The organism is Planococcus sp. TJ-301 (genome assembly GCF_058268475.1).
In genome coordinates this window covers 788,207-804,067 of sequence record NZ_JBZDOH010000001.1, presented here as the reverse complement: position 1 = coordinate 804,067, position 15,861 = coordinate 788,207, and the positions used below count along the sequence as shown (strand labels likewise).

Annotated in this window: 15 protein-coding genes; 11 read left to right on the top strand and 4 right to left on the bottom strand. The window is 42.4% G+C overall.

The window, feature by feature from the left end; all coding sequences use genetic code 11:
- Nucleotides 1-156: 156 nt before the first annotated feature.
- The gene (locus AC4EHJ_RS04105) at nt 157-1,494 is read left to right on the top strand and encodes an NtaA/DmoA family FMN-dependent monooxygenase (protein ID WP_490974317.1); all 1,338 of its coding nucleotides are present in this window, start codon (nt 157-159) and stop codon (nt 1,492-1,494) included.
- Nucleotides 1,495-1,660: 166 nt separating this feature from the next.
- Nucleotides 1,661-3,097: a DHA2 family efflux MFS transporter permease subunit gene (locus AC4EHJ_RS04100; RefSeq protein ID WP_490974316.1), complete on the top strand. Its 1,437-nt coding sequence runs from the start codon at nt 1,661-1,663 to the stop codon at nt 3,095-3,097.
- A gap of 269 nt (nt 3,098-3,366) precedes the next feature.
- Here AC4EHJ_RS04100 and AC4EHJ_RS04095 read toward each other — a convergent pair whose 3' ends face one another.
- Nucleotides 3,367-4,089 (bottom strand): NADPH-dependent F420 reductase, encoded by a 723-nt coding sequence (locus AC4EHJ_RS04095; RefSeq protein WP_490974315.1) that lies wholly within the window; start codon nt 4,087-4,089, stop codon nt 3,367-3,369.
- Between the two features lie 262 nt (nt 4,090-4,351).
- Nucleotides 4,352-4,726 (bottom strand): winged helix-turn-helix transcriptional regulator, encoded by a 375-nt coding sequence (locus AC4EHJ_RS04090; protein ID WP_490974314.1) that lies wholly within the window; start codon nt 4,724-4,726, stop codon nt 4,352-4,354.
- A 202-nt stretch (nt 4,727-4,928) separates the two neighbouring features.
- Here AC4EHJ_RS04090 and AC4EHJ_RS04085 point away from each other — a divergent pair, with 202 nt between their 5' ends.
- From AC4EHJ_RS04085 to AC4EHJ_RS04075, 3 genes are read left to right on the top strand one after another with little or no spacing between them, the layout of a single operon-like run.
- A complete protein-coding gene (locus tag AC4EHJ_RS04085) occupies nt 4,929-5,963 on the top strand; it encodes an LLM class flavin-dependent oxidoreductase (RefSeq protein ID WP_490974313.1) in 1,035 nt (344 codons plus the stop codon).
- A 30-nt stretch (nt 5,964-5,993) separates the two neighbouring features.
- A complete protein-coding gene (locus tag AC4EHJ_RS04080) occupies nt 5,994-7,121 on the top strand; it encodes an NtaA/DmoA family FMN-dependent monooxygenase (RefSeq protein WP_490974312.1) in 1,128 nt (375 codons plus the stop codon).
- A 29-nt stretch (nt 7,122-7,150) separates the two neighbouring features.
- Nucleotides 7,151-8,131, top strand: coding sequence for an NAD(P)H-dependent flavin oxidoreductase (locus AC4EHJ_RS04075; RefSeq protein WP_490974311.1), 981 nt, complete (start codon nt 7,151-7,153; stop codon nt 8,129-8,131).
- Nucleotides 8,132-8,481: 350 nt separating this feature from the next.
- Here the strand turns inward: AC4EHJ_RS04075 and AC4EHJ_RS04070 are convergent, their stop codons facing one another.
- Nucleotides 8,482-9,000 carry a cysteine hydrolase family protein gene (locus AC4EHJ_RS04070; RefSeq protein ID WP_490974310.1) on the bottom strand — a complete coding sequence of 173 codons (519 nt, stop codon included), beginning with the start codon at nt 8,998-9,000 and terminating at the stop codon, nt 8,482-8,484.
- 868 nt (nt 9,001-9,868) lie between these two features.
- Between AC4EHJ_RS04070 and AC4EHJ_RS04065 the strand changes: the two genes are divergently transcribed.
- Nucleotides 9,869-10,120 (top strand): hypothetical protein, encoded by a 252-nt coding sequence (locus tag AC4EHJ_RS04065; protein WP_490974309.1) that lies wholly within the window; start codon nt 9,869-9,871, stop codon nt 10,118-10,120.
- Between the two features lie 217 nt (nt 10,121-10,337).
- A complete protein-coding gene (locus AC4EHJ_RS04060; RefSeq protein ID WP_490974308.1) occupies nt 10,338-10,736 on the top strand; it encodes a RidA family protein in 399 nt (132 codons plus the stop codon).
- Between the two features lie 146 nt (nt 10,737-10,882).
- On the opposite strand, the gene AC4EHJ_RS04055 is transcribed toward AC4EHJ_RS04060, so the two are convergent.
- Nucleotides 10,883-11,977 (bottom strand): NAD(P)-dependent alcohol dehydrogenase, encoded by a 1,095-nt coding sequence (locus tag AC4EHJ_RS04055; RefSeq protein ID WP_490974307.1) that lies wholly within the window; start codon nt 11,975-11,977, stop codon nt 10,883-10,885.
- Nucleotides 11,978-12,399: 422 nt separating this feature from the next.
- Here AC4EHJ_RS04055 and AC4EHJ_RS04050 point away from each other — a divergent pair, with 422 nt between their 5' ends.
- The 4 genes from AC4EHJ_RS04050 (at nt 12,400) to AC4EHJ_RS04035 (ending at nt 15,760) form a co-directional block, all read left to right on the top strand.
- A complete protein-coding gene (locus AC4EHJ_RS04050; RefSeq protein ID WP_490974306.1) occupies nt 12,400-12,687 on the top strand; it encodes a hypothetical protein in 288 nt (95 codons plus the stop codon).
- Nucleotides 12,688-13,034: 347 nt separating this feature from the next.
- Nucleotides 13,035-13,898 (top strand): efflux RND transporter periplasmic adaptor subunit, encoded by an 864-nt coding sequence (locus tag AC4EHJ_RS04045; RefSeq protein WP_490975611.1) that lies wholly within the window; start codon nt 13,035-13,037, stop codon nt 13,896-13,898.
- Nucleotides 13,899-13,904: 6 nt separating this feature from the next.
- Complete coding sequence (locus AC4EHJ_RS04040) at nt 13,905-14,594, top strand: ABC transporter ATP-binding protein (RefSeq protein ID WP_490974305.1); 690 nt, start codon at nt 13,905-13,907, stop codon at nt 14,592-14,594.
- Nucleotides 14,588-15,760, top strand: coding sequence for an ABC transporter permease (locus tag AC4EHJ_RS04035; RefSeq protein WP_490974304.1), 1,173 nt, complete (start codon nt 14,588-14,590; stop codon nt 15,758-15,760). Before AC4EHJ_RS04040 ends, AC4EHJ_RS04035 begins: the two co-directional genes overlap by 7 nt.
- The last annotated feature ends 101 nt before the right edge of the window (nt 15,761-15,861 follow it).

Genomic DNA, 15,861 nt, shown 5'->3' with positions numbered 1-15,861 from the left:
CCAGGAAGAATAAGTAAAATAGTAGTTAATCCTTAAAAAGGTATTTAGTAAGGTAATAATTAGCGAAATTTTATTTACAGAAAAAGCTGCCACGATAATTCGTCACAGACTTATGCAATTAACTAGGGCCTGTCTAAATGAAAGGAGAATATAAACATGACAAAACAAAAAGAAATGCAACTGGCATTACAAATGATTTCTGGATACGGAGCTGAATTCAGTGCCTGGAGAATGCCTGGCACCGATCCGGCTGCTTATACAAGTACTGATAGTTATGTAGAGCGTGCAAAATTAGCTGAAAAAGGAAAATTTCAGATGATTTTTATCGCAGATACCCCGGCATTAACCGTCGACTTGGGTCCTCAGACGCCTATGTTCCCGATGGACCCGATGTTGGCGCTAATGGCTGTAGCTAGAGAAACGAAGCAGATCGGTCTTGTTGCCACCCTCTCAACGACTTTCAATTATCCCTATAATATAGCACGCCAGTTCAAAGCGCTGGATGTGATTAGTCATGGCCGTGTAGGCTGGAACGCGGTCACCTCTTCGCTGCCAGCAGCAGCGGCAAATTTCGGTGCCCAGGTTGCCGGACGCAAAGAAAGATACGGTATGGCCCATGAATCGATCCAAATAGTTCAAGCATTATGGGGGAGTTGGGAACCGGACGCTTTGATATTAGATGTGGAAGGCGGAAAATTTGCCGACATGAACAAAATTCAACCGATTAATCTCAAAGGACAATATTATGCTTCACGTGGCCCATTGCCAATCCCGCCATCGGAGCAAGGACAGCCGGTGATTTTTCAAGCTGGAGGAGGAGCTGAAGGGTTGGAATTGGCCGGAAAGTACGCTTCCGGTGTCTACGCAAACCCTTATGACATCAAGTCTGCTCGTGAACACAGGGAAGCGCTTCGGCAAAGTGCGGCTCGTTTTGGCAGAAACCCGGATGACATAAAGATGTATGCCGGTTTTATGTTTTCCATAGGATCGACTGAAGAAGAAGGGTTGGAACGGCGAAGACAACTAATGAGTTTCAACCCCGAGGAGATTCCAAGCCGGGTCAGCTACCTTGGTTCCATGGTTGGATTACGGCTATCGATGAATTCGGTGGATATTGATCAGCCTTTACCAGCTGATTTGCTGAAGCGTGCATACGCCAATCCACAGGATCCCCGTTCTCCTAGAGCCTTACAGCTATTGAAAAAAGGACTCTCCATTCGGGACGTTCTGGCGCACGGGGTCATCAATTACCATCCGGTAGTTGCCGGTACCGCAGTGCAAGTGGCTGACTTCTTGGAAGAATGGTTTTTGGCCGACGCTTGTGACGGGTTCTCGGTTGTGCCGGATATCGCCTACGATGGAGTTGCCGATTTTGTGGAACAGGTTGTTCCGATTTTGCAGGAACGTGGATTGTTTCACAAGGAATATGATGGGAAGACGCTTCGTGAGAATATGGGTGTTCCTTATCAGTATGGAAATACAGATATTAAGTAATTTACAGGAGAGAAGATTTTCATGAATCATTGTCTTCAATGGCTATAAGTATTGAGGTTCATCAAGAAAGAAGTAAGCAGCAATTCTTGCTTAATTATTTAAGGAAACAATGCTTTACAAAAAATAAACCGTTATTAAGTTAATCAGGTTACTGGGAGAGAGAAAAATGAAGAAACAATATAATACGCGCGGCATCTTGGCATCGCTGCTGATCGTCGGTTTTGTGGGTATGTTTAGTGAGACCGCTTTAAATATTGCAATGGTGAACTTAATGGATGTGTTCCAAATTTCGGCGGCAACTGCACAGTGGCTAACGACCGGATTTTTGTTAACTCTCGGTATTTTAATGCCGATAAGTGGCTTACTGCTGCAGATGTTTACAACGAGGCAGCTTTTCATTGGTGCACTCATTAGTTTAATCACTGGTACATTAGTTGCTGCACTCGCGGTCAATTTTGAGATGCTGATGGTTGCTCGGGTTTTGCAGGCAGTAGGCATGGGCTTGTTGCTTCCCCTCATGTTCAACACCATATTGGTGATCTATCCCCCGGAAAAGCGGGGGGCGGCCATGGGGTTTGTCGGACTTGTCATCATGTTTGCTCCAGCAACCGGGCCGACAATAGGTGGTCTGTTAATCGAATACTTAACATGGCATTTCATCTTTTGGTTCTCGTTGCCATTCCTGATCATCGGTCTGTTAATCGGGCTGAAGTATTTGGAAAACGTGACCGAAGTGACAAAACCCCGGATCGATTTTCTATCGGTCTTACTGTCAACAATCGGGTTCGGTGGAGTTGTCTTTGGCTTCAGTAAAGCAGGCGAAGGTGCTGAGGGCTGGGGCAGTATGGTAGTTGTGACATCCATCATCGTTGGTCTTGTTGCTTTGTTCTTCTTTGTACTGCGTCAGAACTGGATGAATGATCCAATGTTGAACCTAAGCGTTTTCAAGTTTCCGATGTACGTTATTGGGTTGCTTCTGGTGATGATGTCGATGTTGATTATTATGTCGAGTATGATAATTCTGCCGATGTTCCTGCAGACAGGTGCAGGACTGTCCGTATTTATTGCCGGTCTCATGCTTCTCCCCGGCAGTGCGCTAAATGGGATTCTCTCTCCTATTATTGGAAGGTTATTTGACAAATTTGGGCCGAAGTGGCTCGTTATTCCGGGTCTTATTCTCGTTACGACTATGTTATGGTTTTTTACCACGCTATCCACTACTTCTTCAGTCGCGTTAATCGTTGCGCTGCATATTGGGCTGATGGTGGGGATCGCGATGATTTGGATGCCTTCTCAAACGAATGGATTGAATCAGCTGCCGCCGGAATTATACCCTCACGGCACGGCTGTCATGAACACGTTGCAGCAGGTTATCGGTGCGATCGGGACGGCAGTAGCCGTAAGCATCCTTACGGGCGGTATGGAAAACTATTTACATGGATCCGCCGCACCGACCCAGCCAGCTGAAATTGCCAATGCGATGGCTACAGGATTGCAAAACGTCTTTTTGTTTACAGTGGTGATCGCAATGGTTGGCCTGGTCATAGGATTCTTCATCCGTCGTGTCGTAGTCCGACGCGAAGTGATAAATTCGCCACATTGATATTTTAGAAACACGAGGATTCTTTAAAAAAAGAAATACAGATATAACTAAAAATACATGTCAGTTGGTATGAGAAGTACTTTATATAAATAAAATACACAAAAAATGAAGACCAGCAGCTACTTTATAAGCTACTGGTCTTCATTTTCACTTTCATCATTCTGACGGATGAATGAAAATATCTCGTCTTTGATTGATTCATTTTTAGCATACGATGGCTTCGGTCTAACTGAAAATATTAATGCAACGAACAATAGGAGTTTCTTGAATTAGGAATTATAGGTCTCCCGGTTAATTCTCACAATGTCTTCATGCGTCATTCCAGCTGAAAACTTCTCCATTACTTTGTCCCGCAGAACAGGTGCTTTTTCTTTATCGGCCTTTTTCAACGCTTCTATTAGTTCTCCTTTTGTCAATTCGGTGCAGTAAGCAGGAGTTCCAGGCTGCTCTCTCCAGGAATCACTCAACGAGCCGCCATCCACTGCATCGAAGCCAAGCTCATTCACTATATCGATAATCAATTGTTTTTGTGCTGGATTATCACCGGCAATTGCCATGGCAATGCGGCCAGTCGTGCCTTCGGGGGTTCCTTTATTTTCTAATGTATAAGCTAACTGATTACTAAAGGCTTTGATGATCGGTCTTCCTATCTGTTTTGAAACCCAAACACTTTCAACCATCCCGTTCTCAATTTCCTCAATTTCATTGTCTCTAAATGGATAATAATTAGACGTGTCTGCAATGATGACTTCATCTCCAACTTGATCGACGATGTGACGTATGCTCGGCATGACATGGAGTGGGAGAGATAGTAAAAGAACATCTATATTTGTGATAACCTCATCTATATTCACGGGTGTTCCCGCAATATCCTTTCCTACTAAATGTTCAATGTCCCGAGCATCGGCAATTTTAACATCGTGTCCATTTTTAATTAATTTTTTAGAGATACTTGCTCCTATTGGTCCTGCGCCTATAATTCCAAATTTCATGATTTTTCCTCCTAATATGATTTTATTTGATTGTGGTTCGGTCTCAGCTATGGAACTTTCAAATCGTCTCAGCATGATATTATCCACTTCGTTGGTAAATAATAAATTTACTTACGCACAAGTGTGTTTTAATAGCAGGGAGTATGTGATGGATAATTATGCGAAAGTTCACGTATTTTCCGTTTAGCGTGGATAAACTACTCTTAGAAAATAGCTATTAACCAAAACGACCGGGAATTCAGGAACGGCATCCTGGTGAAAGTCATTTCTGAAATTCGGCATCTTCCGTTTTTTCTATATATTCTTTTCCGAAAGCTTTCATCATCTCTAAGACAGGAAGTAACTTTAATCCTTTTTCTGTGAGGCTATACTCTACTTTTGGTGGAACAGTTGGATATACTTTCCGATTAATTATCCCGTCTTGCTCCAGTTCCCGAAGTTGATTAGTGAGCGAACCTTGGGAAATACCTTCAAGAAATTGTTTGATGTTCGAATACCGGCGTGTCGTATCCTTTAAATACCAAAGTATGAAATACTTCCAGCGGCCTGACAACACATTTTGAGTAAAAGCAATTGCGTGCATCTCGCTTTCTTCATCGATAAACTTTTTATTAAATCCATCTAGGCAAACTTTCATTAGGTCTTCTCCCTTCCTAAGGTATAAATAGGTGTACTCAGTGCATTTACATTGCCTTCTTCACAAACTATAAAAGAAACTTGTATGATTAAAACCGGGCGATGAAATTCAACAGAATGGATAGTAATCAAAAGCTCAGGCACTTGCCGGCAATATAGTTAGTAGGCTAAATAAAGTATAACATAAGTCAGGAGTTATGAAAATGCAGACGAGGGATACACCACTTAAACTTTCCATTTTGGACTTTGTGCAAATTTATAAAGGGAACGACGCCAAACAAAGTCTTCAAAACATCACGGAAATGGTGCAATTAGCAGACCGGCTGGGATTTACCCGGTACTGGTTTACAGAGCACCACAATACAACTACCTTAATGAGTACTTCACCCGATATGCTGAGTATGCATGCGGCAGCCCACACCAAACGAATTCGGGTAGGCGCTGGTGGAGTGATGTTACCGAATCATAGCCCATTGAAAGTTATGGAGAATTTTACGCTACTGGAAGGGTTGTACCCGGGAAGAGTGGACCTGGGAATCGGTAGAAGTTCCGGAACGGATGGCTGGACCATGTGGGCCTTGTTGAGGTCCAGGGAGTTGTTAGGGAAAAATGATTTTCCAGAACAACTGGACCATCTCCTTTCATTTTTCGCCCGCGATTTTAAGCAGAACCATCCGTTTAGCCATATCAATCCGCCGGGAGACCAATCATTAGTGCCTGCTATGTATATGCTCGGTTCCAGTGAAGGTGGGCTGCAGTTTGCTTTAGAAAAAGGTTTAGGATTTGTCTTTGCGGCTCATCTGGCCCCACAAATGGCTGTTCCGCTGCTAAGGGAATATCACGACAACTTCAAACCGTCAGCCTATCTAAGTGAACCTAAAAGCATGTTGGCGACAATTGTTATCACAGCTGAGACCGAAGAAGAGGCCAATTATTTAGCAGGACCGGCAGAGTTGGTGTGGGCGAAGATGAGTACAGGGAACACAAACTTCAATCTTCCTACACCAAAAGAAGCCCAGAATCATCTTTATACACCAGAAGAAACAAGAGCCAGAGAAATGAACAAAGAACGCTTTGTGATCGGGAGCGTAGAACAGGTGAAAGAGCATCTTCAGCAACTTGCAAAAGCCAGTTTAGTAGATGAAATCATCGTAGCCGACTTTTATCCGGATCAGGAAAGCCGCATGACAGGCCATACCTTATTGGCACAGGCATTCGAATTGGATTGGGAAAACTAATTTCTTTAATAACGGGGGAATAAAACAATCATGCATCAACGAAAACTGAAACTTGGCGGCATCATCGATGGAGTGGGCTGGAATTATACGGGCTGGAGCCATCCTGACATGCCCGCCGATGCCAGCGAAAACATCAATTACTATGTTGAAAAAGCCAAACAGCTGGAAGATGCGAAATTCGATACCATCTTTTTGGCGGATGTCAGCCATATCGGCCCCGGCATGATTCCACATTACCTCAGCATGTTTGAAGGGGTGTCCATCTTGTCTGCATTGAGCATGGTGACGCACTCGATCGGATTGGCGGCGACCATCGCCACTTCGTATGCGGACCCGTTCACAGTCGCCAGACAAATCGCCTCGCTCGACAAAATCAGCAATGGACGCGCCGGATGGAATGCGGTCACGTCCAACTCAGGCGGTTTGGCCAATTACAGCCGGACCCATTTCAGCAAATCGGATTTGTATCCGATGAAAAATGAGTTTCTCGAAATTGTAGAGGGACTTTGGGATTCTTATGAAGACGATGCGTTTATCCGCAATAAAGCGACAGGGGAATTCTATGACCCCCGCAAAATGCATGCACTGAATTATCGAGGGAATTATTTTTCAGTGGATGGGCCATTGAACGTAAGCCGTTCGCGGCAAGGCCGGCCGGTGATCTCGCAAGCTGGAACTTCCTCTGATTTTATGGATATTGCAGCAAAGCATGCGGAAGTTATCATGGCGCCGGGAGATAATGTCGATTACTTGAAGGCGTATACCGCGGAACTGAAAAGGCGAGTGAAGGATCAAGGGCGGTCGCCGGACGATTTGCTGTTGATGCCTTCCCACAGTCCCATCATCGGCAGAACAGAAAAAGAAGCAGGGGAGAAACTGAACGAAATCGAATCGTTGATGCCTTTGGGCCATCACTTGCCAAGGCCAAAATTTATGGGATCTGCCGAAAACGTCGCCGAGCAAATTGAACAGTGGTACAAGGCTGGAATTATGGACATCTTGCTCATCCGGCAAGATTACCCGGCTGGTTTTGAAGACTTTATTGAACTGGTAGTTCCGATTCTCCAGGAAAAGGGAATCTTCCGAACGGAATACGAAGACAATACGCTTCGAGGCAATTTAGAACTGCCATATCCTAAAAATATGTACGTTAAATAAATAGCCAAAAACAAAGGGAGAAATCAATTATGAAAAATCGTATCACAGAATTACTCGGAATCGAATATCCAGTTATTTCAGCTGCCATGACATGGGTCACTTCAGCCGAATTTGTTGCGGCCGTTTCAAACGCCGGAGGGATGGGCGTGTTAGGCCCAAATGCCGGACAGACAGAAAAAGCAACGAGTGCAGAGGATATGGCTCATCGCTTAACCAATGAAATCCGTAAAGTGAAGGCACTGACCAAAAAACCATTTGCGGTGAATTACATCTTTCCGATGGGTGGAGCTTCAGAAGACCCCTTTACAAATGCAGTGTTTGAAGTACTGATCAAAGAAGATATCAAGAATGTCATTGCCATTGGGCAAAACGTCGTCGAACCGGAGCTGAAACGCCTCAAAGAACAGGGAATTAATGTGGTTTACCGGGATTTAAGTCCGACAGCGAGCAAACTGGCGGAGGCTGAAAAAGCAGGTGTGGATGCTCTTATTGTGACGGGTTATGAGGCTGGGGGCCATATGAGTGATTATAAAATCAGCACACTTTCTCTTGTACCTCAAATTACTTCACTTGTGAACATTCCAGTGATAGCTGCTGGAGGCATCGTGAATGGACAAGGAGCAAAAGCAGCATTCTCCATGGGGGCAGAAGCTGTTTATATGGGAACTCGATTTATTGCAACAGAGGAGAATCCCGCAAGTGTCGAAACAAAAAAAGCGATTCTGAATGTGCAAAGCGAAGAGTTTATTGAATTCAAGTCAGCGATTGGAAACTTGAGAACTATTCCGACAGAAGCCGGGAAGAAGGCACTGGAATTGATTAATCAAGGCAAACCCGAAGAAGCCTATCACTATTACGGGGAAGGGTTCAAGATAGGGATGCTGGATGGGGATTTGATTAATGGCACCATCAGTGTGTCTGAAGCAGCTGGAGGTATCCAGCAAATCCTCACATGCCAGGAAGTGGTTGAAGAAATTGTTCATTCACTAGCTGAAAAAATCTCTGTCTGAAAAAATCTGCTTTCTGATTAAACTATCAAATCGTTGAAAGTTAACATATGGTGTATTACCAGAAGCTGTTTACATGTAAGGGGGAAAGAAGAGGGTGCTCTAAAAACAAATGCAGCACCCAAAAAGTTAAGTAAAACTAACTTTTGAGGTGCTGCACTTCTGTTCAATACAGTTTTTTCTCTTTTCTTTTCCAAGAAATACTCCTCCCAAAAATTCATTTCTGGAAAGAGTATCTCAAAAAAATATTCTATTAAAATATGTTGGTTATTTGACGATTGCTTCTATTTACATTTTTGCGATTCAAAACTAAACGGTTTAGATAAAAATGAGCGTTTTTCTTTAAACTGGATTTATTCTATAAACTCGATGTCATTCGTTTCCTGAAGTGTGACAAAATTGCACAGTATGCCATTATGATGGTTGATGATTTGCTCAGCGCTCATCTCTTCGGAATCCCAAGTACCGTGCGCGTCTTTGGCAAGGGTCACATCAAATCCCAGGTTGCTGGCACTGCGAGTTGTCGCATCTACGCAATACTCAGTCTGGTTGCCTGCAATAACGAGGTTCTGGACGCCTTTATTTTTCAATATCTCCAGCAGTTTTGTCTCATGAAATGAATCCGGCGTCCATTTCTGGACAATGAAATCTCCTTCTTCGGGAGTGATTGACTGATGAATTTGCCAGAAGTCAGTGCCTTTTACAAGGCCAGGGTCGTTATGCTGCACATAAATGACGGGAACGTCAGCTGAACGCGCTTTTTTGATCAAAGACTGCAGATTCTTGAGCAATTGTTCGCTTTGATAGACAGGGTTGGATTGGTCGAACATTTCGTTTTGGGCATCAATGATTAATAAAGCCGTTTTTCGCATCGGACAGTCTCCTCTTCATTTATTCCTTTATCTAATTTTACAAAGGATACAATCCCTTGTATAGTAGCTGTTGTAAAATATGAAAAACAGACATATGGCTGGATTGCTGTTGCGACTTCGTGTAGCAGCCTGAATCAGCTAGATAAAGAAGTGTTGCGTTCTGCGAGTCGGTCAATTTGAAATGGATAATATTCTTTTAAATACGATGGTTGCTATCTTAAGCTATTACATGTTCAAAAGCTTCACTAAAACATCGAGACATCTAAACTCTTCAAATTTCAAAAAAGCATCAATTAAAGAAACCGGGTTCAAATTATTATTAATTTACACATGAGGAAAAAGTAGAAGTAGTTATACAGATAGCAAAATACTAAGGGAGAGAAGAGGCTGGTCAAATCGCATCTTCTCTCCCTTTTTGTCTGCGAAAATGTACTTTTGCAAACAGTTATTCTTTTTAACATTAATCTTCGGAAACTTTTTGTGAAACCGTATCGTTATTTTAAATAATACGGATTTTCCATCTATTGGAATTAGATTCAGGGGAGAGGAGGGAAATAAAAATAGATATCTTTGAACCAATATATATTAGAGCTTTTTTGGTTTTTATTAGGTCTAATCTATATAGCTGTTATTCTTTACACGCTCTTTAAATACAAATCAACTGATATTGGATTCCTTTTAATTCTGCGTTAACAACTGTGACCATTTGAGCTATTTTTATCTGTTGGCTATTCAACTTAATATGATAATCTGCAAGTTAAACGAATGACAGGATTAACTTTTTAAAAAGTATAGATAAGCTCAAACTATTAAGATAAACAGGAATAAAAAAAGTAAGCATTTTTGATATTAAGTGGAGGCAATCATTATGAAGAAAAATAAAAGAAATACGTTAGGATATTTATCAATACTAGCAGCAGTAACAAGTTTAGTTTTCTTTTTTTTACCAATAGATGATGAAATCGATGCAATTATTATTGGTTTAGTTTCATTATTGGGGATAGGATTTGCTTTAGGATCTAGAGACCTGTGGTATGTTCTTATAGGAACTTTATCAAACATCGCAATGTTAGGAATGGCTTATCTTTTATTAATTGGAGCAGAATTTAGTAAGTTATAAGTAAAAAGCATTAAGATAGAACGAATCAAATTTTTTTACAATGATATATACTTTTATATCGTAATTATACGTTTAGGATTTAGTTATCGAATCTCTTCGGAATGAAAACCGAGATTCAAATAGCAGAAGATATGAAGGAAGATTTGATGAGGATGTATTTTAAAAGATATTTACTATATGAGCAAAAAGAAAGATAGCAGAAAGCGGGGCAGTTTGAATGGGAAACGGGAAAATAATAAGAAGAAATCCAAAGGCCATGCCAGAACCAGTCGGCAATTATACGCATATCACCAAAATTCCAAGAAATGCGGAATTATATGTAGCTTCTGGCCAAGTCGGGATGGATGAGGACGGCAACTTCCCCGAGAACATGAACCGACAAATCAGCAACACGTTTGAAAACATCAAAGCAATCTTAGTTGCAGAAGAATTGAAAGCCGAACATATTGTCAAAGTGAACATCTGGGCAATCGAAAAAATCGATTGGAAATGGATGAATCAGGAATGGTTCGATTTGTTCGACAATGGATTTCCGGCAATGACAATCGGCTATCTTAACGCGTTAGGATTGCCGGAAATAAAGGTGGAAATTGAAATCTGGGCAGCTAAACCATAGATGGAAAGCGAAACATCATGCAGCAAACAAGCTGCACGATGTTTTTTATTCAAAATACAATTTTCAAAAAAAAAAAAAGACTGTCGCTCTGCTCAAATAATCTGAGTTTTGCTACAGCCTGAAGGCATATTAATTAAAGAACGCTTTTACTTTTGTCCGATTTTTACGATAGGCTTGATGGTGATTCCTTTCTTGGAGTCTTCGAAAGCTTCATTAATCTGATCAAAATCATATACTTTGATAAGTTTGTCGAACGGGAACAAGCCGCGCTTGAAATAAGCCACGAGCTGGGGTATGAATACTTGCGGAATCGAATCACCTTCGATGACCCCCATTACTGTTTTGCCTTCTGCCATGATGTCATTATGGACATCGAATGTTATTTCAGGTGTCACACCGACAATCGCGCATGATCCGAGCGGGCGCAGGGCATGAATGGCTTGTTTGACGACTGGTGGAACTCCTGTTGTCTCTACTGCGTAATGTGAGCCGCCATTGGTAATCTTTTTGATTTCTTCGACGACGTCAACATTTTTGCCGTTAAGCGTATGCGTCGCACCCAATTCTTTCGCCAGCTCTAGGCGATCATCGTGAATATCAACTGCAATAATGTTCAGGCAGCCTGCTATCTTTGCTGCCATGACAGCACTCAATCCAACAGCTCCGCTTCCATAAATTGCGATGGAGGAACCGAAATCAGGCTTGAACCGGTTCAATACCGTGCCCGCGCCAGTCTGAATGCCGCATCCGAGTGGGCCGAGAAGCGTTAAATCAACTTCCGGGTCAACTTTGACGACATTCCGTTCGTTGGCAACCGCGAAAGTCCCGAAAGACGATTGCCCGAAAAATGTCGAAACGGCATGGTCGTGTTGATGGATGCGGTTTGTACCGTCCTGCATTTTACCTCCAAAGTTCAAATCATTGAACTTCAGGCAAACTGTCGGATGGCCGGTCAAGCAATTTTCACACTGGCCGCAATAAGCGAATGACAGCACAACATGATCACCAGTTTGGATTGTAGTAACTGCAGATCCTATTTTTTCAACGACTCCTGATCCTTCATGTCCAAGGACTACAGGAAAGGGCGACAAGCCCAAGTCTCTTGCAACAGCATCGGTATGGCAAACACCAGCTGCTACTATTTTCACCAGCACCTCATGCGCTTTCGGTTCGCCCAGTTCCACTTCTTCCACTTTAAACTCTTCTCCTAAACCGTGTGTAACGGCGGCTTGTATTTTCATATAAACCCTCCTCGATAATTTGATCTTCTTAACTGACTACCCGAATATCTTCGATTTATACATGACAATTAAAATGACTGGGGTTAATCGTCATGCTGTGAGAAGTGAAAAACTTTCATTTATTAAATTGAGTTAAGGGGAAGTTAAATTACTCGGACTTATCGAATAAATGAATGACAAAGCAGAAACCGAATTTTTCTTTAGATAACTTTGAAATTATAGACTTCTCTCAATTTGCTCATCAAGAAAAAGGCATCTCATCATCAACAATTATGCAAGTAAGGCTTTCTTGATTGGCTGAAGCAGCAAGAAATATGAGTTATTTTACATTAAAAGGGTATTATAAACTAAGAAAGAAATTTCTCTTTTTTTTTACGTAAAGATCATATGATTCTTTTTAAATTTTGAAAGCAGGTGTACGAATGAAATTCTATAAATATATTGAACTTGATGACAGAATTAGCCAGGGCATTTTAGAAAATGGACATTCTTATTGGGAAAAAGAAATACGCGGATGGAACGATAATGAAACTTTCAAAGATAAGACGTCGATAGTCAAAATAAGAGCCATCGAATGTCAAGGCGAATCGGAAATGAAGTTAAATGTTGATTACTCACGCTCTGATATGGAAGAAGACTTAATGATTGACAACCTCGTAAATCGGGCAAAAAACGATTTGCTGGCGGCAGTACCAGCTACTCATTTATAATTCCATCCAGTTAGTCATCAAAGGCAGCCTCTAGGGGCTGCCTTTTCTAATTCTTTTTTTATAACGGTGATTATTAATATTCAAATGAGTCAACCAGAGCCAAGAATCTTTGAACAACATTTAGATTTAACAATTAGTAAAATAAAATAGAAAAAACTGATTAATGAAAATATTTGTGATAGTATTAATTTATTATTTATAATAAAAAAATATCATATTTACATAAACAGTAATCTCCTTCAAGGGGGACATGACATAGGATATCTTCCTTGCCGAACCTTTACATATTCAGAAAGAACTCTGCATATGAGTAAGCGATATTGCGCCACAGGATGGAGGTGAAAAATATGGCTGCTAAGACCAAGCGTAAAAAGAGGAAATGGTTGATTTGGAGCACCTTAGGCATTCTCATTGCAGCGATTGCTGTAGCGGCTGTTTTTATGCCAAAAGGAACCGGAGCTTTTCAATCAGAAATCGCCGAAACGGGAGATATCACGACATATCATAATTTTCCGGGAACAATTGAAGCCAAAAACAGAGAAACTGTGATAAGTGAAAAACCGATGGAAATCTGCGAAGTTAAAGTGAAACATGGTGAAAGAGTTAAAAAGGGAGATGTCCTTTTAGTGACATCGTTAGGAGAAGAAATCAAAGCGTCGATAAATGGTGAAGTTACGCAAATTCGAATCCAGAAAAATGCCCAAGTGCCTGCAGGCATCGAGATGATCAAAATAGTGGACTATGTTAATTTTAAAGCCAACGTGAAGGTTGATGAATATAGCCACAAGTATTTGAAAATCAATCAGGAAATTAAGGTTGCCATCAACGCACTCGGTAAAGAACTAGCTGGGACCATTAGTGCTATTTCAAAAGAAGCAAGAAATGAAAATGGTGTTTCTTATTTTATTGCCGCGATTGACCTTGAAAGCGATGAAGGACTGCGGATAGGCATGAGTACAGAGGCAAAACTTGTTAAGGAAGAAGCAATCGAAGTGACTACGCTGCCGATGGAAGTGATTCTTTTTGACAATGAGAACCAGCCATATGTGCTGCTGCCATCAGAGGAAGGGGAGCCTAGGGAAGAATCCATTACGACCGGCATCAATGACGGCATGAGAGTAGAAGTGACAAGCGGTGTATCAGCCGGCGATGAAGTCATGCGCGCGGTTGACGAAGAAGGGCTATTGCAACAGCTCTTCTGGAGGAGATGAGGAGTCATGGCTGAGCAAATTTTGAAGATGGAAGGCATCAGCAAGTCCTATTTCTTGGGTGAAGAAGAGCAAATGGTGCTCAAAAATATCAATCTATCCATCAACAAAGGGGACTTTGCGGCGATCCTTGGGCCATCTGGTTCGGGGAAATCTACATTGATGAACATAATCGGCTGCCTGGATATTCCGACGGAAGGCGATTACATCTTGTCACAGCAAAAAGTGCAGGAACTGGATGAAAAAGAGCTGGCAGCGATTCGCAACAAGGAAATCGGGTTTATTTTTCAGCAATTTCATTTGTTGCCCCGCTTAAGTGCGAGGCACAATGTGGAACTTCCGCTGATTTATGCAGGCGTCCGGGAAAAAGAACGGGAACAGCGGGCAGCCGAAATGTTATCCAGAGTCGGCCTTGAAGGGAAAATGGAGCACCGGCCCACCCAACTTTCCGGTGGCCAGCAGCAGCGTGTGGCCATTGCCAGGGCGATGGTCACCGAACCGACGATCCTGCTTGCCGATGAACCGACGGGTGCGCTTGACCAAAAGACCGGCCAGCAAATCATGGAACTCTTCCACCAATTAAACAGGGAAGGGAAATCGATCATCATGATTACGCATGATGCTGAAATCGCAAAAAATGCGAGAAGGATCTTCCGTATTCTGGATGGTCTGCTCCGGGAGGAGGAAACCGGATGCTAAAGGAAAATTTGAAAATGAGCTGGATGAACGTTGTCCACAACAAACTGCGTTCGGCCTTGACCACCTTGGGCATCGTCATTGGAGTAGGATCCATCATTGCGCTGATTACCATCGTTCGAGGAGTTACAAACGACATGACCAATGATTTCGCTACTTTCCAAGCAGATCGAATCATTGTAACGACTGTAGGAACCCCTTTAAAACAGGGATTGCTTCCCCAAGATATCGAGCGGCTTGAAGAAATTGACAATGTGTCCGGGGTGTCACCCACTGTTACGGGCTTTACTAAGATTGCTGCTGCAGGTGCCGTCAAGGAAGAAGTGAGCGTGAACGGGAAAAACGATGTATATTTTTCGAAAAACGAAGATCTGATCCAAACAGGAAGAGGGATCAATCCATTAGACATTCAAAGTGAAAACAAAGTAAGTTTGATCGGTTCTACGATTGCCCGCGAATTGTTTTTTGGCGAAGACCCTATCGGAGAAACCTTGTTGATAGGCGGCATGAACTTCACCATTATTGGTACACTCCAACAATCGCATGCTTTCTCATCTAGTTCCATTAATGAGGCGGTCATCGTCCCATACACGACATCAATGCGGCTGCTTGGAACCAATTCCATCATGGCGGCAGATGTCTATATGGATGACTCCAATGAGTCTGAAAAGACCTCGCGCGCTATCGAAACCGAACTGAATGAAGCATTTAAAAATCAAGGGGAAGGGTTTTTGATCCGGAATACGCAGGAGATGCTGTCGACCATCAACCGGATGATCACGACGCTGTCTTTGCTAATTGTGGGCATTGCATCTATTTCCCTGGTGGTTGGCGGAATAGGCATTATGAATATGATGCTCGTATCTGTTACAGAAAGGACGGCGGAAATTGGGCTCAGGAAGGCATTAGGAGCGGAACCGAAGCGAATTCAGCAGCAATTCTTGATGGAAGCCATCTTTTTATCGCTTATTGGCGGGATCATCGGCGTCTTAACCGGTGTCATGGCGGCTTATGCTATCTGTTCGTTTATGGACGTGAGTTTCTTGCTGTCTCCCTTAACCATCATGTTGGCTCTTGGCTTTTCTACGACGATAGGAATCGTCTTCGGAATCGCTCCAGCTAGAAAAGCTTCAAATTTGAATCCGATTGAGGCTTTGCGGCGTGTATAGAAATGGCGTGTTGCTGTGCGATAATGTCTCAATAATTTTAAGAAGCAAAAGCAGTTTATTGCTGCCTTTGCTTCTTTTTCGGTATGATGAAGAAAAGCAGA